Below are 25,118 nucleotides of genomic sequence, written 5' to 3' on the forward strand. Positions count from 1 at the left end.
GACGGCTGGAACCGGGGGCGATCTCGGCCAGTTCGGTGCGCGGCAGCAGTGTGCATATACGTGCCACGCATCGAACCGGCCGGTTTCCGCGCCGGTGGAGAGATCAGGTGGTGACGATCGTTGCCCCGGCGGTGCCCGGAGCACCGTAGAGAAGCGCGAAGCCGGCCTTGGGATTGCCGGATACCTGACGGTCGCCGGCGGTCCCGCGTAATTGCAGGACGAGTTCGTGGAGCTGACGCATTCCCGAGGCGCCGATGGGTTCGCCGTTCGCGATGAGTCCGCCGTCGGTGTTCACCGGCATCGAACCGGAGATCTCGGTGACACCGTCGGCGATCAGCTTCTCCTGGTCTCCGTCGGCGCAGAATCCGGCCTCGGCCATGTGAATGACCTCGGCTCCGGCATCGGTGTCCTGGAGCTGGAGGACGTCGATGTCTCTTGGTGAGATACCCGCGGACTCGAACGCCGCGCGCGATGCGTAGACCGAGGGGGACACGTCTTCCTGCACCGGTGCGTATGTCGTATTGACCTCATACGCGCCGTATCTGCGCGTCCGCACCGCGACGGCGCGCACGTAGATCGGCTTGCTGGTGTAGCGGTGCGCGATGTCGGCTCGGCACATGATCACGGCGGCGGCGCCTTCGTCCGGCGCGCAGAACATGTAGTGGGTCAGTGGGTAGTTGAGCATCGGCGCGGCGAGGATGTCCGCCTCGGAGACTGCCTTGCGGCGGAACGCGTTCGGATTCAATATGCCGTTGCGGTAGTTCTTTGCGGCGACTTTGGCCAGGGTCTGCACGGAGATCCCGTGGTCGTGCAGGTAGCGGTTGGCCTTCATCCCGAAGAACTGCGTGGTCAGATATTGACCGTTTTCGCCGTACCACTTGGGCATGCCGACGAGGGTGGGGTCGACGGTGAACGCGCCGCGCGGATGCTTGTCCATGCCGATCGCGATGCCGATGTCGTACTTGCCGAGCCGGATTCCGTCGGCGCAGGCTTCGGTGGCGCTCGCGGAGGTGGCGCAGGCGTTGAAGACATTGGTGAAGGGGATCCCGGTCAGTCCCATCAGGCTCACGATCGCGTCGGGATTGGCGACTTCCCAACTGCCACCGACGGCGAATTGAATGTCTTGCCATTCCAATCCGGCGTCGGCGAGTGCGGCGCGAATGGCGTCGGTCCCCATCTGCATCGCCGTCTTGCCTTCGAAGCGGCCGAATGGATGCATACCCACGCCGATGATCGCTACATCGTTGGTCATGTGAAAAGTCCTGTCCCTCAGGCTGGTTGGAAGGCGAAGGTGAGCACTTCGTTGCCTTCGGGGTCGGTGCCGAGCGGCACGGTCGTCAGCACGACTTCCATTCCGAATTCCAGCTTGTCCGGATCGTTCTCGGTGAGCCGGCCTTCGATCCGGATGACGTCGCCGAGCTGGACCAGACCGACTCCGAAGGAAACGAAGGTTTTCGGCGTCTCGTCGCCGAGATAGGGCGCCCCTGGGAGGAAACCCTGGGTGGTCCAGGCCACCAGGGTTCCGTTACGCGGGAGTGTGGTCGGTTCGATCGACTGCCGACTGCACCGCGGGCACAGGTCCTGGATGGGGAAGACGGTCGCGCCGCACTCGCCACACGTTCCGCCGACGAGCCGGAAGTCTTCGTCCGGCCAGTTGGAGATCTCGGGGGCAATTATTCTCCGCATACTCGTTCCTCTAGGTTGTAGATTTATATACAGTAAGCCATACCGGAAGTGGTGTCACAACCATGCCGTTTCTGGTGCCCGACGGTCGCCTGCGGTGCTTGCGACGGTCTCCGGAGGGTATTACGGTATGTATTTCGATACCAGTGGCGAACGGGTGGTGGAATCATGACGTCGAAAGTGCCTGCCGGATTCGAGGACCTCCTGCGGCGCCCGATCGTCGGCGTGCTCGCAACCGTGACCCCGCACGGATCCCCGGACCAGACGCCGATGCGATTCACCTGGGACGGCGCACATCTACGCATGAGCCATACGATTCCGCGGCGGAAGTTCACGAGCCTGCAGGCGAACCCCAACTATTCCTTCCTCATCACCGATCCGGACGCCCCCTCCCGGGTCTTGGAGGCGCAAGGATGGCTGGTCACCGTAGAAGGGGATGAGCGCGGGTCGTTCTATTCGATGTTGAACGAGTGGTACGGCGAAACCGAGAACGGCCTGCCCGCCGACGTGGACGATCGGGTCGTCCTGCTTCTCGACGCAACCAGGTTCATCGCCAAATAGACTGTGTGCCTGGCATTTACGCCGTTCGGGCCGCTCGGCCAGGCGCCACGAAGGAGACAAGACATGAGGCAGCCGATAGCCGCCCCGATCTTCGATGCCGACTCGCACATGTACGAGACCGCCGAAGCTCTCACTCGATACCTGCCCGAGCAGTACCGGCAGGCCGTCCAGTACGTCCAGATCGGCCGCCACACCCGGATCGCCATCAACGGCCGGATCACGGACTTCATCCCGAACCCGACCTTCGATCGTGTCGCCGCGCCGGGCGCGCACGAGAAGTTCTTCGCCGGTGAAAACACCGAGGGCCTCACCCTCCGTGAAATGCAGGGCGCCGCCATCGAAGCGCCCGCCGCCACCCGCAATCCGGAAGACCGGATCATCGAACTCGACCGCCAAGGCGTCCGCGAAACACTCAACTATCCGACACTGGCGAGCCTCGTCGAGCACTCCGCGGCCGATGATCCGGAGCTGACACAGACCATCATCCACGCACTCAACCAGTGGATGCTGGAGCACTGGACCTTCGCCTACCAGGACCGGATCTTCAGCACGCCGATCATCAACTGCGCCGAAGTCGACGGCGCGCAGCGAGAACTCGAATATCTGCTCGAGAACGGTGCGAAGGCGGTGCTGATCAAACCGGCGCCGGTGAAGAACCACCGTGGCTGGCGCTCGCCCGCACTGCCGGAATTCGATCCGTTCTGGCGCGACGTGGAGAACGCCGGCCTGCCGATCGTGCTGCATGCCAGCCAGCCGCCGCTCGACGAGTACGTCAACAAGTGGGAACCGCCGGCCACCAAGAACTTCATGGCCATGAGTTCATTCCGGTGGCTGGCCCTCGGGCATCGGGAGATTTCCGACATGATCGGCAGCCTGATCTGCCACGGCACCCTCACCCGATTCCCGAAGCTGCGCGTCGCCAGTGTGGAGAACGGCAGTTCGTGGATCCATCCGCTCTTCCACGACCTGGCAGACCTGACCAAGAAGATGCCGCAGAACTTCCCCGAAGACCCCCTCGAGGTCTTCCGGCGCAATATTTGGGTCAGCCCGTTCTGGGAGGGATCGGTCGCCGACGTCGTCGAGACGGTCGGCTGGGACCGGGTGATGTTCGGCTCGGATTACCCCCATCCGGAGGGACTCCCGGAGCCGAAGAGCTACTGGAAGTACGCCGAGGGTATGGACCAGCGCCGCACCTGGGACTTCATGGGCGACAACGCACGCCGATTCATGGGGTTGCCCATCGCGAATCCCGATCCGGCCGCGCAGCATCCGCCGGTGTTGGAGAGCAGCCGGTGAGCACAGTGGATTGGTCGGCGGAGTTCCCCGCCGGGAAAGTTCGGCCGCGCGGGCACGTCGGTGAGGCTGGTCGCCTACCGTGACGCGTCCACAGCCGTCCATCACACCCGAGAACGAATTCTTCTGGACCTCCGGCGCGGACGGCCGCCTGCGTATCCGGGAATGCCTGTCCTGCGCCGCGTTGATCCATCCGCCGCAACCGGTCTGCCGCTACTGCCGCGGCGGCCGGATGGGTGTGCGGGTGGTGAGCGGTTTCGCCACCCTTATCGGCTTCACGGTGAACCACCGCTTCCAGGTGCCTGGCCTGCCCACGCCGTATGTAGTGGCACAGGTTGCCCTGGAAGAGGATCCGCGCGTGCGGCTGACCACCAATGCGGTGGCATGTGAAGCGGAGCAGCTGACCCTCGGTATCCGTATGCAGGTGGAGTTCGAGCGTCTCGGCGAGGTGTGGCTGCCGCTGTTCCGCCCGGCGGCTGCGTCCGACCAGGACGGGCAGAACCCATTGGCTCCCTTGCCATCCGACGACATCGAGCTTGCCTCGATATCGGGACGGGTGCGGCCGATGGCGTCACCGGAGAAGTTCGAGGACAAGGTCGCGCTCACCGGAATCGGGATGTCGGACCTCGGGCGGCGGTTGATGGCCGACCCGCTGTCGCTGACGGTGCAAGCCTGCCGGGCGGCGGTCGAGGACGCGGGCCTGCGCCTGGAGGATATCGACGGGCTGTCGACCTATCCGGGATCCGGTGCCTTCGGGCCGTTCAGCGAGGGCGGTGTCACCGCCCTCGAATCGGCCGTGGGTATCCGGCCGACCTGGTACAACGGCAGCGCGGAGACCTTCGGGCCGGGCGGTTCGGTCGTCGCCGCCATGCTGGCGGTGGCCAGCGGGCTGGCCAGGCACGTGCTGTGCTTCCGCACCGTATGGGAGTCCACCTACGGGGAATTGGTTCGCGCCGGACGCATTTCGCCATCCGGCGGGATTACCGACGGCTGGCTCGTGCCGTTCGGCGCGACCTCGGCGGCCCATCTGCTGGCGCAGACCGCGCAGCGCCACTTCCACCGCTACGGCACCGACCGCGAGACCCTCGGCTGGATCGCGCTCAATCAACGCGCCAATGCCGCACTGGATCCGACCGCGATATACCGCGATCCGCTCACCATGGACGACTACCTCACGGCGCGTCCCATCACCACGCCCTTCGGCCTCTACGACTGCGACGTACCGTGCGACGGTGCGGTGGCGGTGATCGTCTCTGCCCGGGAGACCGCCCGAGATATGGCGCAGCCGCCGGTTCTGGTGGAGGCTGTCGGCACCCAGATCGTCGAACGGCTGGAATGGGATCAGAGCACCCTCACCCATGAACCGCAGGTGCTGGGCCAGGCCGCGCACATGTGGACGCGCACCAGCCTGAGGCCCGCCGACGTCGATGTGGCCGAACTCTACGACGGATTCACCTTCAACTGCCTGTCCTGGATCGAGGCGCTCGGTTTCTGCGGTATCGGAGAGGCGAAAGACTTTCTGGCGCAAGGCAAGAACATCGCCCGCGACGGTGTACTGCCGCTCAATACCCACGGCGGGCAGCTATCGCACGGGCGCACCCACGGCATGGGCCTGGTCCGCGAGGCTGTACTCCAGCTCCGGGGTCAAGCCGGAGTCAGACAGATTCCCGACGCTCGGGTCGGTGTGGTCACCAGCGGTGGGCTGACGCCCAGCGGTGTGCTGCTGCTGCGGGCGGACCAGTGACGGCCGAGGAGACCGATCTGCTGATCGGCGACGCCGTGACCGCGGCAGTGACTGCCCGGGTTACCGAGATCGACGGGATCGCGATGTCGGCGCTGTGCGCGGAAGTCGACGAGCCGCATCTCGAGTATTCGCGAGCAGCCTTGTCCGCACGCAACTCTCGGGCCCGGCGCTATTTGTGGCGCCGCAGCCCGGCCGGGGAAGGCGTCATCCGGCATCCTGGTGTCGGCCGGTGGTGCGCAGCGGCGCGCCGACGTGGTGCAGGTGCCTCAGCGCCTCGCGGTAAGAGGAGATCAGCCCGGTCTCGTGGTACGGCACGCCGATTTCGGCGCAGTAGTCGCGGACGATCACCTGGGCGTGACGCAGATTCGGCGTCGGCATGCTCGGGAACAAGTGGTGCTCGATCTGATAGTTGAGCCCGCCGAGGGCGAGGTCGGTCAGTACGCCGCCTCGCACGTTTCGGGACGTCAGTACCTGCCGGCGTAAGTAGTCGGGGCGGTCGTCGCCGGTCAGGGTTGGCATGCCCTTGTGGTTCGGGGCGAAGATGCAGCCCATGTACAGGCCGAACAGCGCCTGGTGGACAGCGAGGAACGCGAAGGCTTTGTCGGCGGGCAGGACCGCGAACAGTGCGGTCAGATAGGCAGCGAAGTGGCCGAAGAGCAGCGCGCCCTCCAATCCGCGGTATTTAACCGATCGATTTCTGAGCGCACGTGCGCCGGCCACATGGAGGTTCAGGCCCTCCAGCATCAGTAGGGGGAAGAACAGGAATGCCTGCGCGCTCCCGATGAGACGAGCCACGCCACGGCTGGCCCGCGCCTGCCGTTGTGACCAGACCAGAATGTCGGGTGCGACATCGGGGTCGAGTTCCTCGTGGTTCGGGTTGGCGTGATGCCGGGTGTGCTTGTCCTGCCACCAGCCGTAGGCCAGGCCTATGCCGGCGTTGCCGGCGAGTCGGCCCACGACCTCCGTCGGCCGCCGTAACCGGAAGACTTGGCGGTGTGCGACATCGTGCATGACGAGTGCGACCTGAGCGCACGTCACGGCCATGAACGCCGCGATCATGAGCGTCCACCACGAGTCGCCGATGAGGACGAACGCCGCCCAGCTGGCCGCGAACGCGATCCCGACGAGGCTGAGCCGGACGGCGTAGTAGAGGGGACGCCGGTTCGTCAGTCCCGCGTCGGAGATCCGGCGCAACAGACGGGCGTAATCACTGTCGCCGCCCCTGCGCCGCGATGATCGTGGAAATGGCTGTGGGACCAAGGCCGGTGTCGTCATAGATCTTCCTGAGAGCTGGGTCGGAGATGCCACCTTGGCCCGTCCTCTATACCGGCCCGGTCGATGTCGATCGGAGATTTGATTTCAGCGGGAACTGCTCGGTGTGTCGGGGCGAAGGTGACGATTCGAAGCTATCGGCCGGACTTTCGTTCGATGTAATCCCTTGGTATGACATGGAATCGGACTGAGGTGTGATAGCGGACGCGCACCGCAGTCCGAGGGTCCGAGGCGCAGATCCGGACCTCGTACCCGACGGCCCCGTCCGCGACGGCATTGCCGAAGACGAGAGGACCCCGCGACCAGGTGCGCTGCGCCGACCCCGCACCCGTCAGGCGGCGTCGAGGGCCGCGGTGATCTTGCGGGCCATCGCAGCCACTGCGGGACTGGACTCACCCGTGCGGGGCCCGGCGGCGGCTTCGACGGCGACCAGGACGGTGTCTCGGAAGTTGTCGGCCTCGTCCGGATGTTGCTTGCCGAGCAGGTTCATGGCTGCGGTCAGGCTCGGCAGCACCTGGTCGGCGAGTTCGGCGGCGGGCTCGCCTGGCCTTGCACGTTTGTCTTGCACAAATGTCTAATCTGGGCTAGCGTGGTCTTCGTTCGAGCGCGAAGGAGACCGAAATGACCACTACCCGAGCAACTTTCGACATCAATGGCCGCCGCATGTCCTACCTGGACTTCGGTGGCGCCGGGCGGCCGCTGCTGGCGCTGCACGGCCACATGTCCGAGGCCGCCAGCTTCGCCGAGCTGGCCGAACGGCTGGCGCCTGGCTGGCGGCTGATCGGTCTCGATCAGCGCGGGCACGGGTTCTCCGACCGCGCCGGCGACTACTCCCGTGCCGGTTACCTCGCCGACATCGCTGCGCTACTGGACCATCTCGGCCTGGATAGCGTTGTGCTGCTTGGGCATTCGCTCGGCGGCATCAATGCCTACCAGTTCGCCGCCCGGTACCCCGAGCGCGTCGAGGCCTTCATCGACGCCGACGGCGCTGTCAGCCTCGGCCTCGACGGCCACAACCCGCTGCAGTTCGTGCTCGCCCTGCCCTACGAGGCACCCACCCGTCAGGAACTCGTCGACGCCATCGGGCCGATGGCCGCCCACTTCGCCGATTTGGCGCGCGAACGCGCCGACGGCAGCTGGAGCCTGCCGTTCCACCCCCGCGACATCGTCGACTCCGAAGACCTAGTGCACGGCGACCATTGGGCCGATTGGGAAGCCAGCACCTGCCCCGCGTTGCTCATCCGGGCCACACACGGCGTGATTCCGCGCGAACAGGCCGACGCGATGGTCCAACGCCGCCCGAACACCCGCATAGTCGAACTCGACACCGACCACTTCGTCTACGCCAACGACCCCGACGGCTTCGCCAAGACCGTCAACGAATTCCTCGCAGACCTCTGAACCGGCCGACCACCGGTATTCGACACGGCTCGACTCCTGGCGCCCGAAGTCGGGACGTCGTCGTTCACCTCGGCTTCGATTTCGTTCCGCATGTCAGGTGGCGGATCAATCTGGTCGAGCTGCTGCGAGATCTTGACGTGAAGCCCGCAGTTGACATGACCAACTAGGGTTGGCGACGGTCGTGACCTTCCATGCCCATTGCCCGCTTCCTGCGTGTCAGTCGCTGGATGGCAGTGTTTTGGCCTGCTTGAGTTCCAACGGTGTGTCGTGCATGGCGAGCGTGCCGGATCCGGGTCGGGTGACGAGGATTTCGGCCCCGGATTCGTGGACGTACCGTTTCCCGAGGGCGGTGCCGTCGGCGAACTTCGGGTCGAGGCCGGTAGTGGTCTTCTCGGCTCCGATCGGCACCATCGGGGCGCCGCCACAGCGCAGCTCGTCGAGCGCGTCAGTGGCTCTGATGACGATTACCTGGGTTTCGCAGACCTGGCTTTCCAGCCGGGCGCCACTGTTGATCACGATGCTTCCTCGCTGGTTGGTGTGAGTTCTTCGATCAGGTTGCGCCGCAGCACTTTCCCGGTCGGTGTGGTGGGCAGCTGATCGCGGAACACGATGCGGTCCGGTGTTCGCGACCCGCGGAGATTGGCCTGGACGTAGTCGCGCAGTGCTTCCGGTTCCGGGTCGCTGCCGGGCGCAGGAACGACCACGGCGACGATGATCTGTCCCCACTGCGGGTCCAGGATGCCGATCACCGCGGCCTCGTGGACGTGCGGGTGTTCGACGAGCACGTCCTCGAGTTCGGCCGGTGCGATGTTCTCACCGCCCCGGATGATGGTGTCGTCGCTGCGGCCCCCGAGGAAAAGGTATCCGTCGTCGTCGATCGTGGCGAGATCGTTGGTTGGGAACCAGCCTTCGCCGTCGAGGACCGAACCGATATCGGCGTAGGCACCCGACACCTGCGGGCCGCGGACGAACAGCGCGCCGGTCTCGCCTGGGGCGGCGATCGTGCCGTCCTCCGCGCGGATCTGCAGTTCGATGCCGGGGACCGCGCGGCCGATCGAGCCGAGCCGTCTCGCGACGACGGGATCGTCGGCGTGGTACGCGCTGCGGTGATCCTCGGGGGTGAGCACCGCGGTGGTCGAACTGGTCTCGGTCAGGCCGTAGGCGTTCACCAGGCCGACGTCGGGCAGCAGCTCGAGGGTCTTGCGCACGAGTGGCATCGGTGCCTTCGAGCCCCCGTAGGCGAGGGTGCGCAGGGTCGGCAGTGCCACCGGTGCGGCGTCGAGCGTGGTGACGATCCGATCGAGCATCGTCGGTACCACGGTCGCGTTGGTGATCTGCTCGTCGTTCACCAGCCGGATCCACTCCCGTGGCTCGAACTGCCTGAGGTACACCATCTTTCGTCCGGCGTAGAGATTCGACAGTGCCGCGCCGACGCCGGCGATGTGATACGGCGGCACACAGATCAGCGCGGCGTCGCCGGGGGAGGCCGAGCCGAAGTCGACGGTGCCCATGACATAGCTCGTCAGGTTGGCATGGGTCAGCTCCACTGCCTTGGGACGTGCGGTCGTGCCGGAGGTGAACAGCACGACCGCGACGTCTTCGGGTGCGGCCTCGACGATCTCGGTGTCCGATGCCGCGGCTCGGGTGGCGGCGAGGAACAGGTCGGTGTCGATGATCTGTTTGCCCGCACCCTCGACCGCCCCGGCATACTCGGCGTCGACCACCACCAGCGGTGCGGGCAACCGGTCGATCAGCTCGCGCAGCGCCGAGGGGCTGAGGCGGTAGTTCAATGGGGTGAACGCTCGTCCGGCTCGGGCAGAGCCGAACAGCAGCAGGGGCACCATGACACCACCGGTGCCGACGTATGCGACGTGCCCGACACCCGACGAACCGATCAGCCCTGCCGCGCCGCGGGCCATGGCGCCCAGTTCCGCGGTACTCACCCGAACATTGCCGGACACCACCGCGAGCCGCGCGGGATCGTCGGCCTCGACCATGTCGAGCAATAGCGAAATGCTCAAACCTCAGCTCGCGTTCTGGGCGGTGGCCGCTTTGATCTGCGACTGGAACTGCCGCAACTTCTCCTCGGCCGGGGTGGCCCTGTGGCTGCGAGCCTGGATGCTGACATCGTGGTCCGCGGCGGCCGCGCGCAACGCGCCGACGGTGGCCTTCTCGCGCGGCACATGGGCGAACGGGTCGAAGGAGTACCAGCGCATCGCGTTCAGATGCGTCATCTTGTCGATCTCGTCGTCGGGCACCTGCTCGCGCTGGAGCACCTCGTGCAGTGCCTCGGGGGCGTCGGGCCACATGGAGTCGCTGTGCGGGTAGTCGGCTTCCCACGAGATGTTGTCGATGCCGATCTCGTTGCGCAGCCGCACACCGATCGGATCGCTGATGAAACAGGTCAGGAAGTGGTCCCGGAAAACCTCCGACGGCAGCTTGCCGCCGAAGTCCTGCAGGGTCCACGCCGAATGCATTTCGAAGGTGCGGTCGACGCGTTCCAGGAAGTACGGGATCCAGCCGGTGCCGCCCTCGGACAGTGCGATCTTCAGATCCGGATAGTCCTTGACGGGCTTGGACCACAGCAGATCCGCGGCGGCCTGCACGATATTCATGGGTTGGAGAGTGATCATCACATCCGGCGGCGAGTCGACCGCGGGTATCGAGAGCCGTCCCGATGATCCGATGTGGACGCTGCACACGGTGTCGGTATCGACCAGGGCCTGCCACAGCGGATTCCAGTACGGGTCATGGAAACTGGGGTAGCCCAACGCCGCGGGGTTCTCCGTGAACGTCAGCGAATGCACACCTTTGGCCGCGCAGCGGCGCACCTCGGCGGCGCACAGTTCGGCATCCCAGATCACCGGCAGCGTCATGGGAATGAAGCGCCCCGGATAGGCGCCGCACCACTCATCGATGTGCCAGTCGTTGTAGGCCCGCACCAGGGCCAGCGAGAAGTCCGAATCGTCGGTGGCGAACAGGCGGGCCGCGAAGCCCGGAAACGACGGGAAGTTCATCGACGCCAGAATGCCGCCGGCATTCATATCCTTGACGCGCTCATCGACGTCGTAGCAGCCGGGCCGGATCTCGTCGAGCCCTTCGGGTTCGAGCCCGTACTCGTCTTTCGGCCGCCCCGCCACCGCGTTGAGTGCCACATTGGGAACCACGATGTCGCGGAACTTCCACATGTCGGCGCCGTCGTCGGTGTGTATCAGCCGCGGTGCGTCGGCGGCGTACTTCTTCGGCAGGTGGTTTTTGAACATGTCCGGCGGTTCGATGATGTGGTCATCGACGCTGATCAGGATCATGTCGTTCTTGTCCACTTCCACACTCCTTCGAGGCGGTTACAGTATGGCTTACAATATAGCCTATGGTGAGGCTTTGCGGGTTGGTCGGCGGAATCCGGGTCAGAGGACAGCGCCCGCATCCTTGGCAGCGACGATGTCGTCCCAGTCCATGCCGAGTTCGAGCAGGATGGTCTCGGTGTGCTCGCTGTACTCCGGCGAGCGGCTCGGTGGCGCCGGGGTTTCATCGAATTGCACTGGGGCGCTGACGGTTCGGTATGCCTTACCGGCGCTGTCGGTCAACGTCATCAGATAGCCGTTGGCGGCCACCTGGGGGTCGTCGAGGACCTCCTGGGGGCTGGCGATGGTGGCCCACACACCCGGCTCCTCGGCAAGGACCTTCTGCCAATCGGCGAGATCGCGTTCGGCAAAGGTCTTGCGGAGTTCGGCGGTGGCGGTCTCGTGGTTGACGACGAGATTCGCCAGCGGAACGAACCGTTCGTCGGTGGCCATATCGGCCCGCCCGATGCGCTCGCAGAATCCGCGCCAGTACCGGTCGGCCTGCAGCAGCATCATCTGCATCCAGCGGCCGTCGCGCGTCTTGTACCGGTTGACCGCGGGATTGAGTGCGGTGCCCGCGGGATTCGGCGGAATCCGGTCGATGTCGTAGTAGTCGGCCGCCGCGATATCCGGTGCGACGGCCCACATGCCTTGCGCCAGTAGGGAACTATCGACGATCGGGGCATGTCCGGTGCGCTCCCGGTGGAACAGGGCCGCCGTGACGCCGCCTGCCAGAGTGATGCCGCCCTGGAGGTCGCCGAAGGCTGGTCCCTGGGCCATGGGATATTCGGCGTCCGGCGGGGTGAGCGCGTATGCGACGCCGGCGCGCGCCAGGTAGCTGGCACCGTCGAATCCGCCGCGTTCGCGTTCCGGTCCGCGACTGCCGTGGCCGCTGCCGCGGGCGATGATGATCTTCGGGTTGAATTCGCGAATCCGGTCGACGGACAAACCGGCCCGTTCGAGCGGTCCGGGCAGCCAATTGGTCAGGAACACGTCCGCATTCGCGATCAGCTTGCCCAGGATCTCGTGCCCGCGCTCGGATTTGATGTCCACGCCGATGCTGCGCTTGCCGTGGTTGCCGAGTTCCATCATGTAGTTGGCCTGCACCGGCGAACGCGCAGGATCCAGGCCGCCGACCACCAGGGCGCGACACGGATCGCCGCCCCTGGTGTCCTCGATCTTGATCACATCCGCGCCCCAATCCGCCAGTGCGGCGCCGGCGCTGGGCACGTACGTCCAGGACGCCAGTTCGACTACTCGGACATCATTGAGCAGACCCGACATAGGAGCTCCCTTTCCTGCGATTGCTCACCGTCTTGAAGTAATATACGGTAATGCTTACAGTTAAGCATCCAGGATGGATAATCCAGGCGGGTCTCGGACAACGTCGTCCGAAGGGGATCAGTGTCGCTCCCCGGGTACCCGGAGCTCACCGCCTGTCGCGCGCGAGGGCGGTGAGGCTCGACAACAGTGGCCGGTGCGTGCCGGATGATCAGGAGGAGATGTGAGCGAGCGCAGCGAGCGAACCGACCAATACAGCGCGCTTTCGCGCACGGCGGAGCCGAGTGCTGGCGAGGTGGAGTTGTGAGCGAGCGTCAGCGAGTGAGCCGTCAGCACAGCGCGCTTTCGCGCACGGCGGAGCCGAGCGCTGGCGAGGTGGAGTTGTGAGCGAGCGTCAGCGAGTGAGCCGTCAGCACAGCGCGCTTTCGCGCACGGCGGAGCCGAGCGCTGGCGAGGTGGAGTCGTGAGCGAGACCGTCGGGGAGACATCGCCGCCCATTATCGAGTTGGGGCGCCGCGCCGCCGAGCGGGCCGAATTCCGGATGCTGATCGACGGCGAATTGGTCGAGGCGCCTTCGGGTGCCGCGTTCGACAACGTCAGTCCTGCGACCGGCGAGGTGCTCGGCGGCACGGCGGCGGCGGGTTCGGCGGATATGCTGCGGGCGATCGCAGCGGCGCGTCGGGCCTTCGACAAAACCGACTGGTCGACGAACCGGGCGCTGCGGCAGCGGTGCTTGGATCAACTGCAGCAAGCCCTCGAGGCCGAAAAGCACGAGCTGGGAGAGGAGCTCGTCGCCGAGGCCGGATGTCCGACGATGACGCTGCGCAATGCGCAACTCGACTGGCCGCTGGCGGAATCCCTGCGCTATCCATCGCGGCTGATCGACGAATTCGTCTGGGAGCGGGTGCTCGAGGGCAGCGGTCTGTTCGGTGACCGCAACATGCGCGCCGTGATGCAGGAACCGGTGGGCGTGGTCGCGGCGATCTGCCCGTCGAACTTCCCGCTCGAGGTCGCGCTCAACAAACTCGGCCCCGCGCTGGCGGCGGGAAATACGGTGGTGCTCAAGCCCGATCCGAATACGCCGTGGCACGCCACTCGGCTCGGGCGGCTGATCGCGGAGGGCACCGACTTTCCGCCGGGGGTCGTCAATGTGGTCCCCACACCGTCCAACGAGGTCGCCGGATTGCTGGCGACCGATCCGCGGGTGGACATGATCTCGTTCACCGGGTCGACCGCGGTCGGGCGCACGCTCATGCGGCTGGGCGCGGACACCATGAAGCGGACGTTTCTCGAACTGGGCGGAAAGTCGGCGCTGATCGTATTGGAGGACGCCGATCCGATGGCGGCACTGCGCAGCGCGGTTGGCGTCTGCGTGCACGCGGGTCAGGCCTGCGCCGCGACCAGCCGGATGCTGGTGCACCGGTCGAAGTTCGACGAGATGGTCGCGAGCGTGGCCGCGGCTTTCGAGGCGGTGCCGGTGGGTGATCCCGCACTGCCGGAAACTCTGGTAGGGCCGGTGATCAGCGCGACACAACGCAGCCGCGTTCTGGATGCGTGCACGCGCGCGACCGTCGACGGCGCCCGACTGGTCACCGGTGGTGCAGCGGTGCAGAATCTGCCGCCCCAGCTGGCCGGTGGCTACTTCGTCGAGCCGACGGTATTCGTCTGCGACGATCCGAGCCTGCCGATCGCCCAGGAGGAGATCTTCGGTCCGGTCCTGGTGATGATGCCGTTCTCCGACGACAACGAGGCCGTGCGCATCGCCAACGACAGCGCCTACGGTCTGGCCGGGGCGGTGCTCTCGGGATCGCTGGAACGTGGCATGGGCATCGCGCGCCGCATCCGGACCGGCGCGATCGGTGTCAACGGCGGCATGTTCTACGGCGCGGACGCCCCGTTCGGCGGCTACAAGAACAGCGGAGTCGGCCGTCAATGCGGCCTGGAGGGTTTTCAGCAGTATCTGGAGACCAAAACTATCGGCAGCCGAATTCCGAGGCGGCACTGAACAATTCGCGATGCCGTGGCCACTACCGGCGCGCGGCCCACCACTGACGGACGGAAAGGGTGTAACCCGTGGGGAAATTGGACAACAAGGTCGCGGTGATATCGGGTGCCGCACGCGGGCAGGGCCGTTCGCATGCGGTCAATCTGGCCGCCGAGGGTGCGAGCATCATCGCATTGGATATCTGCGCCGACCTCGAGGGGAATACCTACCCACTGGCCCGTCCGGAGGATCTGGAGGAGACGGCCAGGCTGGTCGAAAAGGAAGGCGTCCGTGTCCATCCCGTGATCGTGGATGTGCGAGAACGCAGCGCGGTCTGGAGTGCGATCGCGGCGGGTGTCGAGGCGCTCGGCCGGCTCGACATCGTAGTGGCGAATGCCGGGATCTCCGCGATGGGCAAGGGCCAGACCATGCAGTCGTGGTCGGATACCGTCGATACCGATCTGGTGGGGGTGTTCAATGTCATCCAGGCCAGCATTCCGTATCTCGGCGCCGGAGCGTCCATCATCGCAACCGGATCGCTGGCGGCACAGCTGGGTAGCTCGACCAAGCAGGGGCCCGGTGGCTCGGCATACAGCTTCGCGAAACAGGTTGTCGCACAGTATGTCAACGACTTGTCGATCCAGTTGGCGAAGAAGTCGATCCGGGTCAACGCGGTGCATCCGACCAACGTGAATACCGACATGCTGCACAACGAGGGCATGTACAAGGTCTTCCGGCCCGATAAGGAGGCGCCGACCCGCGAGGACGCCGAGATGGCGTTCCCGGCGATGCAGGCGATGCCTGTCCCGTACATCGAACCGCAGGACGTCTCGAATCTCGTCGTCTTCCTGGCCGGTGACGACGCGCGCTACATCACCGGCAGCCAATTGCGGGTGGATGCGGGCGGTTTCGTCAAGGCCGTGCCGTGGGGCAAAGGCCGATGAACGAGACCGCGACCACCTACCGGCTGTTTCGCTGCATCATCTGCGGATTCGAATACGACGAGGAACTGGGCTGGCCCGATGACGGCATCGCGCCAGGGACCCGGTGGGACGAGATTCCGGATGACTGGACGTGTCCGGACTGTGGCGCCGAGAAGTCCGATTTCGAAATGGTCGAGGTGCCATGAGTGGAGCATCGCGCAGCGATTCCATGAGGGGCGGTGGCCGGCGACGGTGTCGATCTCGTCGAGATGGCCGACGCGGCAGGATGATTCGGTGCACCACCGGTGACCGTGCCGCGCGAGTAGACATGCGCGCCGCTCGATGGTGGTCTGTACTGTATTGCTAACTGTATGACTTAAAAGACATTCGAGGACGCTGCGCCCGCGGGTGCGGCTCGATAGTTCAGAGGTTGAGAGATATGACCAAACCTGTCATCGTCAGCGCCGTCAGGACGGCGATCGGACGATCATTCAAAGGGGCACTGGCAAATGTGCCCTCCGAAACCCTGGCGACCACGATCCTGCCCGAGGCGGTTCGCCGGGCCGGTATCGATCCGGCCGCCGTCGACGACGTCATTCTCGCCGAATTGAATTACGGCGGCGGCGATCTGGCGCGGCATGCCGCTGTGGCCAGCGGCATGCTGACCGTGCCGGGCCAGGCGGTCAATCGGCACTGCACAGGCAGTCTCACCGCGATCGGAAACGGTGCCGCGCACATCGTCTCGGGAATGGAGCGGGTGATCGTCGCGGGTGGTGTGCAGTCCCTGTCGACCGCGCCGCTGATGAAGTGGCGGGTGCCGGGCCGGGCCGAGCTCGAGTTCATCGAGCCGTGGATCCCGCCGTCACATCCGGAGACGCCGGATGCGCCGACCATCGATATGGCGATCACGGTCGGCTGGAATACGGCCGAGAAGGCAGGTATCAGTCGGGCGGAGATGGACGCGTGGGCGCTGCGGTCGCATCAGCGCGCGGTCGCCGCGATCGACGCCGGGAAGTTCGTCGACGAGATCGTGCCGATGAAGATCCAGCAGCTCGACGGTTCGGTGATCGACTTCGCGGTCGATGAATTCCCGCGCCGCGATACCACTTTGGAACGGCTGGCAGCACTGCCCGTGCTGCATCCCGAGATCGAGGGCTTCTCGATCACGGCCGGTAACAGCAGTGGGATCAACGATGCCGCCGCGGCGGTGACGCTGGTCGGCGACGACTATGCCGCGGCCGAGGGGCTCGAGGTCCTCGGCACGGTGCGGGCCTGGGCCAATGCCGCTATGACTCCGGCGGACAACGGACTGGCCGCGGGCAAGGTGATCGGCAAGATCCTCGACCGCGCGGGTTTGAAGCCCGCCGATGTGGCGCTGTGGGAGATCAACGAGGCCTTCGCGTCGGTACCGATCGCCGCGTGCCGCGAGCACGGACTCGACGAAGAACTGGTGAACTTCTCCGGCAGTGGATGCAGTCTGGGCCATCCGATCTCGGCTTCGGGTGCCCGCATGGTGACCACGTTGCTCTACGAACTGCGGCGGCGCGGCGGCGGCATCGGCGTTGCCGCGATGTGCGCGGGCGGCGGCCAGGGCGGCGCGCTCATCGTGGAGGTCTGACCTCGCTCGCCCTGGCGCCGGTTCGCGATCAGCGGACCGGGGCGTCCGGCTGCGGTTTTCATACTGAAAGACTTATAGTAAGCTTTTCCGAAACTGACGATACGAGTGGAGGCTATCGGTGTCGGATGAGGTTCTGCGGGAACGCCGTGGGCGCACACTGGTGATCACGATCAACCGGCCGGATGCGCGCAATGCGATCAATACCGCGGTCAGTCAGGGATTGGCCGATGCGGTCGACGAGCTCGACGAGAGCCCGGAACTGTCGGTCGCCGTGGTGACCGGCGCCGGTGGGAATTTCTGTGCGGGCATGGATTTGAAGGCATTCTCGGCCGGTGAGATCGTGATCGTGCCGGGGCGCGGCCTCGGCTTCACCGAAAAGCCGCCGGTCAAGCCGATCATCGCCGCGGTCGAGGGTTACGCGCTGGCAGGCGGCACCGAAGTGGTGCTGGCGACCGACCTGATCGTCGCCTCGAAGACCGCGAAATTCGGTGTGCCCGAGGTCAAGCGCGGCCTGGTCGCCGCGGGCGGTGCGTTGCTGCGGCTGCAGCGCCGCATCCCCTATCAGAAGGCCGTCGAACTGGCGCTGACCGGTGACAATTTCACGGCCGAGGAGGCCGCGGCCTACGGCATGGTGAATGTGCTCGCCGAGCCGGGCAAGGCGCTCGAGGAAGCACTGGCTCTGGCCGAGCGGATCACGGCCAACGGGCCGCTGGCTGTCGCGAAAACCAAAGAGGTCCTCGTCAAGTCCAGCGACTGGACCTCCGACGAGATGTGGCAGAAGCAGCTGGAACTGGTCATTCCGGTGTTCCAGTCGAAGGACGCGCAGGAGGGGGCACTGGCCTTCGCCGAGAAGCGTGCCCCCAAATGGACTGGCGCGTAAGGGCTTTCGGCTCGCGTGCCGCATGACAATCGACCCATGAAGTAAGGAGACGCTGTGTCGTTCGAAGGTGAAGTTGTACTGGTAACCGGCGGTGCCGGCGGGTTGGGCGATGCCACGGTGCGGCGGTTGCACGGCGCCGGCGCCGCCGTCGTGATCGCCGATGTCAACGATGAGAAGGCGACGGCGCTGGCCGATGAGCTCGGCAACAAGGTCGCCTATGTGCGCACCGACGTGCTCGACGATGCGACCATCGAGGCCGCGCTCGCGAAGGCGGACGAGCTGGGTGTGCTGCGGTACGCGGTCATCGCCCACGGTGGTTTCGGTGTGTTGGAGCGCGTCATCAACCGGGACGGCAGCCCGGCCACGCTGAAGGGCTTCACCGATACCATCGCGCTATACCTCACCGGTACCTACAACGTGCTGCGCCTGACCGCCGCGCGGATCGCGAAGCTCGACCCCAAGCCGAACGGGGAGCGCGGCGCGATCGTGATGACGAGCTCGATCGCCGGGTACGAGGGGCAGATCGGTCAGTCCGCTTACTCGGCGGCCAAGGGCGGGGTGATCTCGCTGACCTTGTCGGGCGCAAGGGATCTCAGCTCGGTGGGCATCCGGTTGAACAGCATCGCACCGGGCACCATCCACACCCCGCTCATGGACTTCCTCGGCGAGGAGCGGCTGGCGAAATTCGCCGCGTCGGTGCCCTTCCCGAAGCGGCTCGGCGCACCGGACGAGTACGCCTCGCTCGCACAGCACCTGCTGGAAAACCCGTACATCAACGGCGAGGTCGTGCGGATCGATGGTGCGCAACGATTCCAGCCGAGGTAAGTTGCCCGCCGATGGGTAGCGCACCGAAAACCCATGAGGCGCGACTGCGTTGGTGGCAGCTCGATTCAGCACCGCCGATGGCGCCACGTGCGCGGGCCAGTATCGACGAACCGATCCACAGCACGGTCCACGAAGTCCTGAACTACTTCACGAAATGCCCGCAGTGCGGGTATGCCGCGCAGGCGTCGAGCGCGACCCGGACCTTCGTCGGCGGTCGATCCGAGACGACGATCTACCCGACCTGTGGTCTGCCCTGCGGCTGGCAGGGTGCCACGCAGACAATCACCGAGACGGTTCCACCCGAGCCATTCCATTGATGGCTGAGCTGATGCGTCGAGCGAGAGATGGTGCCTACAGGCGATAGTCGCGCAGGACACCTTTGCTGATGATCCGTTTCTGGATCTCGCTGGTTCCTTCGCCGATCAGCATGAACGGCGCCTCGCGCATCAGTCGCTCGATTTCGTATTCGGTGGAGTAGCCGTAGCCGCCGTGGATTCGGAAGCTGGCCTGGGTGACTTCGTTGCAGAATTCGCTGGCCAGGTATTTGGCCATGCCCGCGGCGACGTCGTTGCGTTCGCCGGAGTCCTTGAGCCGGGCGGCGTTGACCATCATCAGATGTGCCGCTTCGACTTTGGTCGCCATCTCCGCCAGGCTGAAACCGATGGCCTGGTGCTCGACGATGGGTTTGCCGAAGGTCGAGCGTTGCTGAGCGTAGCGGGCGCCGAGTTCGAATGCGCGGATGGCTATTCCGCAGGCACGCGCGGCGACGTTGACGCGGCCGACTTCGATGCCGTCCATCATCTGCTTGAAGCCCTCGCCCGGAATGCCGCCGAGCACGGTGTCCGCGGCCGTGGCGTAGTTGTCGAACAGCAGCTCGGTGGTATCGATGCCCTTGTAGCCCATTTTGTGGATCTTGCCGGGAATGCTCAGCCCGGGCACCACCGTGCCGTATCCGGCGGGCTTTTCGATGAGGAAGGTGGTGAGGTTGTCGTGTGGACGTTCGCGCCCTTCGTCGGTGCGGACCAGGACCGCGACCACCGTCGCCGTCGAGCCGTTCGTCAGCCACATCTTGCGGCCGTCGATGATGTAGTCGCCCGCATCGTCACGGACCGCCTTGGTGCGAATGGCGGCCACATCCGAGCCGAGTTCGGGCTCCGACATCGAGAACGCACCGCGGATCTCGCCCGTGGCCATCCGGGGCAGGAAGTGCCGCTTCTGTTCCGGAGTGCCGTGGTGCTGAAGCAGATACGCCACGATGAAGTGGGTGTTGATCACACCCGAAATGCTCATCCAGCCCCGCGCCAGCTCTTCGACGCAGAGCGCGTAGGTGAGCAGCGATTCGCCGAGTCCCCCGTATTCCTCGGGGATCATCAGGCCGAACAGCCCCATCTCCGCCATGCGGTCGACGATGGCCTGCGGGTAGGTGTCGGCGTGTTCGAGTTCCTGAGCACTGGGAATGATCTCTTTGTCCACAAAGGTGCGGACCGTATTCAGGATTTCGGTCTGGATCTCGGAAAGGCCATGCGTTCGTGCGAGTTTCACAGCACCACCACCGTAAGTGTTTCCGCGACACACGCGGGCTTGGCCTGTCCTTCGTTATCGATGGTCCAGCGGACGGTGAGCTGTGCCCGCGACTGTTCGACGCGCAGGTCCGCGATGGTCGCGGTGGCACGGATGCGGGTGCCCGAGCGGACCGCTGACGGGAAGCGGACAGTATTGCTGCCGTAGTTGATTCGGGCCGTGCCGAAGTCGAGGGCGTAGATATCGCGGCCGAGCAGCGGGATCGAAGAGAGCGTGAGGTAGCCGTGGGCGATGGTCGCGCCGTAGGGTCCGTTCGCGGCGCGCTGCGGGTCCACATGGATCCACTGGTCGTCGCCGGTGGCTTCGGCGAAGGCGTCGATCCGCGTCTGGTCGATCGTCAGCCACGGGCCCGGTCCGATGGATTCGCCGACCGCGGCACGCAGCTCGTCCAGCGAGGTGAATATGCGCTTGGTCATGCCACCCTCTCGAAGATGGCCGCGAGGCCCTGTCCGCCACCTATACACATCGTTTCCAGACCGTAACGCAGTTCGCGCCGGTACATTTCGCGCGCGAGCGTCGCGAGCATTCGTCCGCCGGTGGCGCCCACCGGGTGACCGAGCGAGATGCCGGAGCCGTGCACATTCGTGCGTTCGAGATCCTGCTCGCCGAACTTCCACTCGCGCAGCACGGCCAGGGCCTGGGCGGCGAACGCCTCGTTGAGTTCGATGAGGTCGATATCGGCGAGGGTGAGCCCGGCCCGGCTCAGCGCCGCCTCGGCCGCGGGTACCGGGCCGATGCCCATGATGTCGGGTCGCACTCCGGCCGCCGCCCAGGATTTGAGGGTGACCAGCGGGGTGAGCCCGAGTTGCTCGGCTTTGTCGCGCGTGGTGACCAGGCACATCGCGGCGGCGTCGTTCTGGCCGCTGGAATTGCCCGCCGTGACCGTGGCATCCGGATCGAGCCGTATGCGAATGGGTTTCAGCTTGGCGAGCGCCTCGAGGGTGGTGTCGGCGCGGGGGTGTTCATCGATCTCGATCCGATTGTCCGTACCTCGGGCGGACACAGTGACCGGGATGATCTGTTCTGCGCTTGCGCCGCTCTGCTGCGCCGCGACCGCACGTTGGTGCGACAGCACGGCGAGTCGGTCCTGCTCCACACGGGTGATGTCGTAGGTGCTGCGCAGATTCTCCGCGGTCTCCAACATGCCGCCGGGGACCGGATGATGTTGTCCGCCCGCCGTTTCGCGGCCGCGGACCAGACCGTCGTGCACCTGCACGCCCCCGCGGACGCCGCCCCACCGCATATCGAGCGAATAGAACGCGGCATTGCTCATACTCTCTGCGCCACCCGCGACGACCACCTCGTTGGCGCCGCTCTGTACCTGCAGCACGGCCTGGATGACGGCCTGCAGACCCGAACCGCACCGCCGATCGATCTGCATCCCGCCGACCGTGACGGGCAACCCGGCGTCCAGTGCGACCACGCGACCGATCGCTGGGGCTTCGCTGTTCGGATAGCAGTGGCCGAGCACAACGTCCTCGATGAGGTCGGGCTCGATTCCGGTGCGCCGCAACAGACCTTGTAGTGCGGCGACGCCGAGCTCGACCGCGCTGAGCGATCTGAACGATCCACCGTAGCGTCCGATGGGGGTGCGGACGGGTTCGCAGATCACAACTTCACGCATGGAATTCGTCTCCAGGAGCAGGGAAATCGACGTCTCGGACCGGTCCGCCGCGGTTACATGAACCGTCCACCGGTCACTTCCAGGGTGGTGCCCGTCATGTAGGAGGACAGGTCGGAGGCGAGAAACAGCGCGACGTTCGCGACCTCGGTCGGCTCACCTGCGCGCGACATCGGAATCTCGGACATCTTCTGCGTCCAAACGTGTTCGGGCATCGCCAAGGTCATCGGCGAACGAATCAATCCGGGCTGGATCGCATTGACTCGCACACCATGTCCGGCCGTTTCCTTGGCGGCGGCCTTGGTCAGTCCGATGATGCCGGCCTTCGCGGCGGAGTAGTTGGTCTGACCGGCCATCCCGACCTTGCCCGAGAGCGAGGATATGTTCACGATGTTGCCGCGTCGGGCTTCCCGCATGATCGCCGCGGCCATCCTGGTGCCGTGCCAGGTGCCTTTGAGATGCACGGCGATCACCTCGTCGAAGTCCTCCTCGGACATCTTCCGCATGGAGGCGTCGCGGGTGATGCCCGCGTTGTTCACCATGATGTCCAGCGCACCGAATTCGGTGAGCGCCGTATCGAGTAGTGCCCCGATATCGGTTGCCTGCGTGACATCGCAGCGCACCGCACGCGAGACCTCATCGCCCAGAATGCGTTGTGTATCACCGGGATTCAGATCACCCACCACCACCCGCGCCCCGTGCAGCACGAATGTTTCGGCGATGGCGAGTCCGATGCCCTGGGCGCCGCCGGTGACAACGGCGACGCGGCCTTCGAGTAGCGACATGGATATGTCCTTTTGGCTGAGCTCAGTATTGAGTGGATCCGAGGTCGACCGATATCTGGGCGGCCGTGATGAAGCGCGCTTCGTCGCTGGCCAGCCAGCACACGGCATTGGATACGTCCTCCGGCTCGGCGACCCACGCCGGGAGGAACGGTGTGGTCATATGCGCCAGTTGCGGATTGGATTCGAACGCCCGGCCCAGCGCGGTGATCATGTCACCGCTGCCCATGGGGGTATTGACCGCACCCGGGTGCACGCTGTTCACGCGGATGTCGTGTTTGCCGAGTTCGGCCGCCAGTGATCGGGCCATTCCGGTGATGGCGTGCTTGCTGGCCGTGTAATGCACCATGAACGGCTGCATCTTCACACCCGCGGCGGAGCTGATCAAGATAATGGATCCCCCGCGGCCGCCGTCGACAATGTGCTGGGCGCCTGCGACGACGGTATTCCAGGTTCCGATGACATTGACGTCGATGACGTCGCGGAAGGATTCAGGAGTTATCGCATCCCAGCTTTCGGGGATGCAGATTCCGGCGTTGGCGACAATCGTGTCGAGGCGACCCAGGGTGTCGACGCCCTCGTTCACGGCCTTGCGTAATCCGTCCAGGTCCCGGATATCGACAGTGGAGGCGAGTATCCGGCGGCCGGTCGCTTCGACCAGCCGCACTGTCTCGGCGAGATCGTCGGGGGTTGCCGAATCGTAGGGAACCGCCGGCGGGAGTGGTCCCGCCACGTCGACGGCGATGATGTCGGCGCCTTCGGTCGCCATGCGCACCGCATGCGCGCGGCCCTGACCTCGCGCTGCGCCGGTTATGAACGCCACCTTATCCGTGAGTCGGCTGGTCACTTGCTCTCCTTTGCCTGCGGCGTCGTATGCGGATGGATCATATCCGCGAGCGGAGAACCGGCCTCTCGTTACCGTATCGCCGATCCACCGAAATATATATCGTATTGTCTATCGTAAGTGCAACGGTAGCCTAGTGGAGGCTGCCCCGCGGATCGAGTGAGGAGTGCGCGCATGTCGCAGGTCATCGGGTTTGTCGGTGCGGGACAAATGGGCGAACCGATGGTGGTTCGACTGGTGCGGGCCGGCTATCGGGTGGTGGTCTACGCGCGCCGTGCACCGGTGCGGGAACGTTTGCGCGCATGCGGTGCGGAGGTGGTGGATTCGGCCGCCGCGGCGGCCGCGGCCGCCGACATCGTGATCGTCTGCGTGTTCTCCGACGCGCAATTGGTCGAGATCGTAGGCGGCCCCGACGGCGTATTGGCGGCAGCGGGCCTGGATACGGTCGTGGTGTCGCATACGACGGGCGCGGTGTCGACGGTAATGGATTTGGCCGCAACGCATCCGGACGGGCCGGTGCTGTTGGACGGGCCGGTGAGCGGTTCGGCGGAAGATATCGCTGCGGGGAAGTTGACGGTGCTGCTGGGTGGTCCGGCGTTAGCGGTGGAAGCGGCGCGCCCGGTGCTCGAGGCCTATGCCCGAACGATTGTCGTCACGGGTGGGCTCGGCAGCGCATTGGCCGTGAAACTGGTGAACAACGCCCTATTTGCCGCGAATGCGCAGTTGGTGGCGCTCGCCGCGGAGGTGGGCAGGCGATTGGGCATCGAGGACAACGATTTGCTGGATGCGCTGGCGGCGTGCAGCGGCAACAGCTACGCGGCGACTTCGATTCGGCGCACCGGGGGATTCCCGAAATTCGAGCAGCTGGCAGCACCTTTCCTGCGCAAGGACGTGGCGGCGTGTGTCGCCGCGACATCCGATCTCGGCGTCGATCTCGGCCTGCTCGGCACCGTCATCGCCGCCGGTCCGTTCGATCTCGGCTGACGCCGAAGCGGCCGGATGCCAACGCGCGGCGGCCGCGAGCGGATCCGCTACTCGACGATGCCCGCGGTGCTGGGTTTGCGACTGTGTCGCATGATCAGCGCGATGACGAACGCGACCAGCACCGACCCCGCCATCGTCCAGAAGGTGAGCACATACGCGCGGTCGGTGAATACTTGCGGGATCGGCTGTTCGACCGAACGCCCGACCGCATTGATGTGTGCGACGACCGGATTCTCCGATTGGAAGGCTGCCATGATCGCCGTTCCGATCGCACCGCCCAGGTTCAATGCGACACCGAGCATTCCGGAGCCGATGCCCTGCTGGTCCTCGGGCAGCGCGTCGACCATCAAGATCGCCGCGGCTGCGTAGAAGAAGGCGAAACCGATCCCGAATACCGCACTGAGCTCGGTTGACATGGTGGCCATCAGGCCTCCTGGGAATCGAACTGTCATGGGTCGCGGGTGAGCACCCGTGGCGAACAAGCCGGTCCCGATACT

The 25,118-nt window shown here is 65.5% G+C and carries 26 protein-coding genes; 12 read left to right on the forward strand and 14 right to left on the reverse strand.

Features of this window, described 5'->3' with window-relative positions; translation table 11 throughout:
• Nucleotides 1-103: 103 nt before the first annotated feature.
• Together OIE68_RS08010 and OIE68_RS08015 are read right to left on the reverse strand one after the other, a co-directional pair.
• Entirely contained in the window at nt 104-1,252 is a 1,149-nt protein-coding gene (locus OIE68_RS08010) for a thiolase family protein (protein ID WP_327098746.1), read from the reverse strand.
• Between the two features lie 17 nt (nt 1,253-1,269).
• Nucleotides 1,270-1,686 carry a Zn-ribbon domain-containing OB-fold protein gene (locus tag OIE68_RS08015; RefSeq protein ID WP_327098747.1) on the reverse strand — a complete coding sequence of 139 codons (417 nt, stop codon included), beginning with the start codon at nt 1,684-1,686 and terminating at the stop codon, nt 1,270-1,272.
• Nucleotides 1,687-1,851: 165 nt separating this feature from the next.
• Between OIE68_RS08015 and OIE68_RS08020 the strand changes: the two genes are divergently transcribed.
• The 3 genes from OIE68_RS08020 to OIE68_RS08030 all read left to right on the forward strand — a co-directional run bounded on the left by OIE68_RS08020 (nt 1,852) and on the right by OIE68_RS08030 (nt 5,281).
• Nucleotides 1,852-2,244, forward strand: a complete 393-nt coding sequence (locus tag OIE68_RS08020; RefSeq protein WP_327098748.1) for a pyridoxamine 5'-phosphate oxidase family protein — start codon at nt 1,852-1,854, stop codon at nt 2,242-2,244.
• 63 nt (nt 2,245-2,307) lie between these two features.
• Entirely contained in the window at nt 2,308-3,540 is a 1,233-nt protein-coding gene (locus OIE68_RS08025; RefSeq protein WP_327098749.1) for an amidohydrolase family protein, read from the forward strand.
• A gap of 79 nt (nt 3,541-3,619) precedes the next feature.
• On the forward strand, nt 3,620-5,281 hold the full coding sequence (locus OIE68_RS08030; RefSeq protein WP_327098750.1) for a thiolase C-terminal domain-containing protein: 1,662 nt from the start codon (nt 3,620-3,622) through the stop codon (nt 5,279-5,281).
• A gap of 204 nt (nt 5,282-5,485) precedes the next feature.
• On the opposite strand, the gene OIE68_RS08035 is transcribed toward OIE68_RS08030, so the two are convergent.
• Entirely contained in the window at nt 5,486-6,556 is a 1,071-nt protein-coding gene (locus OIE68_RS08035) for an acyl-CoA desaturase (RefSeq protein ID WP_327098751.1), read from the reverse strand.
• 328 nt (nt 6,557-6,884) lie between these two features.
• Nucleotides 6,885-7,121 carry a hypothetical protein gene (locus OIE68_RS08040; protein ID WP_327098752.1) on the reverse strand — a complete coding sequence of 79 codons (237 nt, stop codon included), beginning with the start codon at nt 7,119-7,121 and terminating at the stop codon, nt 6,885-6,887.
• A 53-nt stretch (nt 7,122-7,174) separates the two neighbouring features.
• On the opposite strand from OIE68_RS08040, the gene OIE68_RS08045 reads away from it, so the two are divergent.
• On the forward strand, nt 7,175-7,954 hold the full coding sequence (locus OIE68_RS08045) for an alpha/beta hydrolase (RefSeq protein ID WP_327098753.1): 780 nt from the start codon (nt 7,175-7,177) through the stop codon (nt 7,952-7,954).
• A gap of 216 nt (nt 7,955-8,170) precedes the next feature.
• Here the strand turns inward: OIE68_RS08045 and OIE68_RS08050 are convergent, their stop codons facing one another.
• The 4 genes from OIE68_RS08050 to OIE68_RS08065 form a co-directional block, all read right to left on the reverse strand.
• Nucleotides 8,171-8,470 (reverse strand): hypothetical protein, encoded by a 300-nt coding sequence (locus tag OIE68_RS08050; protein WP_327098754.1) that lies wholly within the window; start codon nt 8,468-8,470, stop codon nt 8,171-8,173.
• Nucleotides 8,467-9,975 carry a class I adenylate-forming enzyme family protein gene (locus OIE68_RS08055; protein WP_327098755.1) on the reverse strand — a complete coding sequence of 503 codons (1,509 nt, stop codon included), beginning with the start codon at nt 9,973-9,975 and terminating at the stop codon, nt 8,467-8,469. The genes OIE68_RS08050 and OIE68_RS08055 overlap by 4 nt, the downstream gene beginning before the upstream one ends.
• Nucleotides 9,976-9,978: 3 nt before the next feature.
• Nucleotides 9,979-11,277, reverse strand: coding sequence for an amidohydrolase family protein (locus OIE68_RS08060; RefSeq protein WP_327098756.1), 1,299 nt, complete (start codon nt 11,275-11,277; stop codon nt 9,979-9,981).
• An 84-nt stretch (nt 11,278-11,361) separates the two neighbouring features.
• Nucleotides 11,362-12,582: a CoA transferase gene (locus tag OIE68_RS08065; RefSeq protein WP_327098757.1), complete on the reverse strand. Its 1,221-nt coding sequence runs from the start codon at nt 12,580-12,582 to the stop codon at nt 11,362-11,364.
• A 538-nt stretch (nt 12,583-13,120) separates the two neighbouring features.
• Here OIE68_RS08065 and OIE68_RS08070 point away from each other — a divergent pair.
• The 7 genes from OIE68_RS08070 to OIE68_RS08100 all read left to right on the forward strand — a co-directional run bounded on the left by OIE68_RS08070 (nt 13,121) and on the right by OIE68_RS08100 (nt 19,126).
• Nucleotides 13,121-14,584 (forward strand): aldehyde dehydrogenase family protein, encoded by a 1,464-nt coding sequence (locus OIE68_RS08070; protein ID WP_419150751.1) that lies wholly within the window; start codon nt 13,121-13,123, stop codon nt 14,582-14,584.
• 68 nt (nt 14,585-14,652) lie between these two features.
• Nucleotides 14,653-15,507 (forward strand): mycofactocin-coupled SDR family oxidoreductase, encoded by an 855-nt coding sequence (locus OIE68_RS08075; RefSeq protein WP_327098759.1) that lies wholly within the window; start codon nt 14,653-14,655, stop codon nt 15,505-15,507.
• Nucleotides 15,504-15,692: a rubredoxin gene (locus OIE68_RS08080; RefSeq protein WP_327098760.1), complete on the forward strand. Its 189-nt coding sequence runs from the start codon at nt 15,504-15,506 to the stop codon at nt 15,690-15,692. The genes OIE68_RS08075 and OIE68_RS08080 overlap by 4 nt, the downstream gene beginning before the upstream one ends.
• A 233-nt stretch (nt 15,693-15,925) precedes the next feature.
• Complete coding sequence (locus OIE68_RS08085; protein WP_327098761.1) at nt 15,926-17,104, forward strand: thiolase family protein; 1,179 nt, start codon at nt 15,926-15,928, stop codon at nt 17,102-17,104.
• 118 nt (nt 17,105-17,222) lie between these two features.
• Nucleotides 17,223-17,984, forward strand: a complete 762-nt coding sequence (locus OIE68_RS08090) for a crotonase/enoyl-CoA hydratase family protein (protein ID WP_327098762.1) — start codon at nt 17,223-17,225, stop codon at nt 17,982-17,984.
• 54 nt (nt 17,985-18,038) lie between these two features.
• Nucleotides 18,039-18,809, forward strand: coding sequence for an SDR family NAD(P)-dependent oxidoreductase (locus OIE68_RS08095; RefSeq protein WP_040699715.1), 771 nt, complete (start codon nt 18,039-18,041; stop codon nt 18,807-18,809).
• A gap of 11 nt (nt 18,810-18,820) precedes the next feature.
• The gene (locus OIE68_RS08100; protein WP_327098763.1) at nt 18,821-19,126 is read left to right on the forward strand and encodes a hypothetical protein; all 306 of its coding nucleotides are present in this window, start codon (nt 18,821-18,823) and stop codon (nt 19,124-19,126) included.
• Between the two features lie 34 nt (nt 19,127-19,160).
• Here OIE68_RS08100 and OIE68_RS08105 read toward each other — a convergent pair whose 3' ends face one another.
• The 5 genes from OIE68_RS08105 to OIE68_RS08125 are packed head-to-tail and all read right to left on the reverse strand — an operon-like array spanning nt 19,161 to nt 23,640.
• The gene (locus tag OIE68_RS08105; RefSeq protein ID WP_327098764.1) at nt 19,161-20,351 is read right to left on the reverse strand and encodes an acyl-CoA dehydrogenase family protein; all 1,191 of its coding nucleotides are present in this window, start codon (nt 20,349-20,351) and stop codon (nt 19,161-19,163) included.
• Nucleotides 20,348-20,806: a MaoC family dehydratase gene (locus OIE68_RS08110; RefSeq protein ID WP_327098765.1), complete on the reverse strand. Its 459-nt coding sequence runs from the start codon at nt 20,804-20,806 to the stop codon at nt 20,348-20,350. The genes OIE68_RS08105 and OIE68_RS08110 overlap by 4 nt, the downstream gene beginning before the upstream one ends.
• Nucleotides 20,803-22,014: an acetyl-CoA C-acetyltransferase gene (locus OIE68_RS08115; RefSeq protein ID WP_327098766.1), complete on the reverse strand. Its 1,212-nt coding sequence runs from the start codon at nt 22,012-22,014 to the stop codon at nt 20,803-20,805. Before OIE68_RS08115 ends, OIE68_RS08110 begins: the two co-directional genes overlap by 4 nt.
• Before the next feature lie 53 nt (nt 22,015-22,067).
• A complete protein-coding gene (gene fabG, locus OIE68_RS08120; RefSeq protein WP_327098767.1) occupies nt 22,068-22,796 on the reverse strand; it encodes a 3-oxoacyl-ACP reductase FabG in 729 nt (242 codons plus the stop codon).
• A 22-nt stretch (nt 22,797-22,818) separates the two neighbouring features.
• On the reverse strand, nt 22,819-23,640 hold the full coding sequence (locus OIE68_RS08125) for a mycofactocin-coupled SDR family oxidoreductase (protein ID WP_327098768.1): 822 nt from the start codon (nt 23,638-23,640) through the stop codon (nt 22,819-22,821).
• Nucleotides 23,641-23,811: 171 nt separating this feature from the next.
• Here OIE68_RS08125 and OIE68_RS08130 point away from each other — a divergent pair, with 171 nt between their 5' ends.
• Nucleotides 23,812-24,621 carry an NAD(P)-dependent oxidoreductase gene (locus tag OIE68_RS08130; RefSeq protein ID WP_327098769.1) on the forward strand — a complete coding sequence of 270 codons (810 nt, stop codon included), beginning with the start codon at nt 23,812-23,814 and terminating at the stop codon, nt 24,619-24,621.
• A 47-nt stretch (nt 24,622-24,668) separates the two neighbouring features.
• Here OIE68_RS08130 and OIE68_RS08135 read toward each other — a convergent pair whose 3' ends face one another.
• Nucleotides 24,669-25,046, reverse strand: a complete 378-nt coding sequence (locus OIE68_RS08135) for a hypothetical protein (protein ID WP_327098770.1) — start codon at nt 25,044-25,046, stop codon at nt 24,669-24,671.
• Between the last annotated feature and the right edge of the window lie 72 nt (nt 25,047-25,118).

Source organism: Nocardia vinacea, from assembly GCF_035920345.1.
In the GTDB taxonomy this organism is placed as follows: domain Bacteria; phylum Actinomycetota; class Actinomycetes; order Mycobacteriales; family Mycobacteriaceae; genus Nocardia; species Nocardia vinacea_A.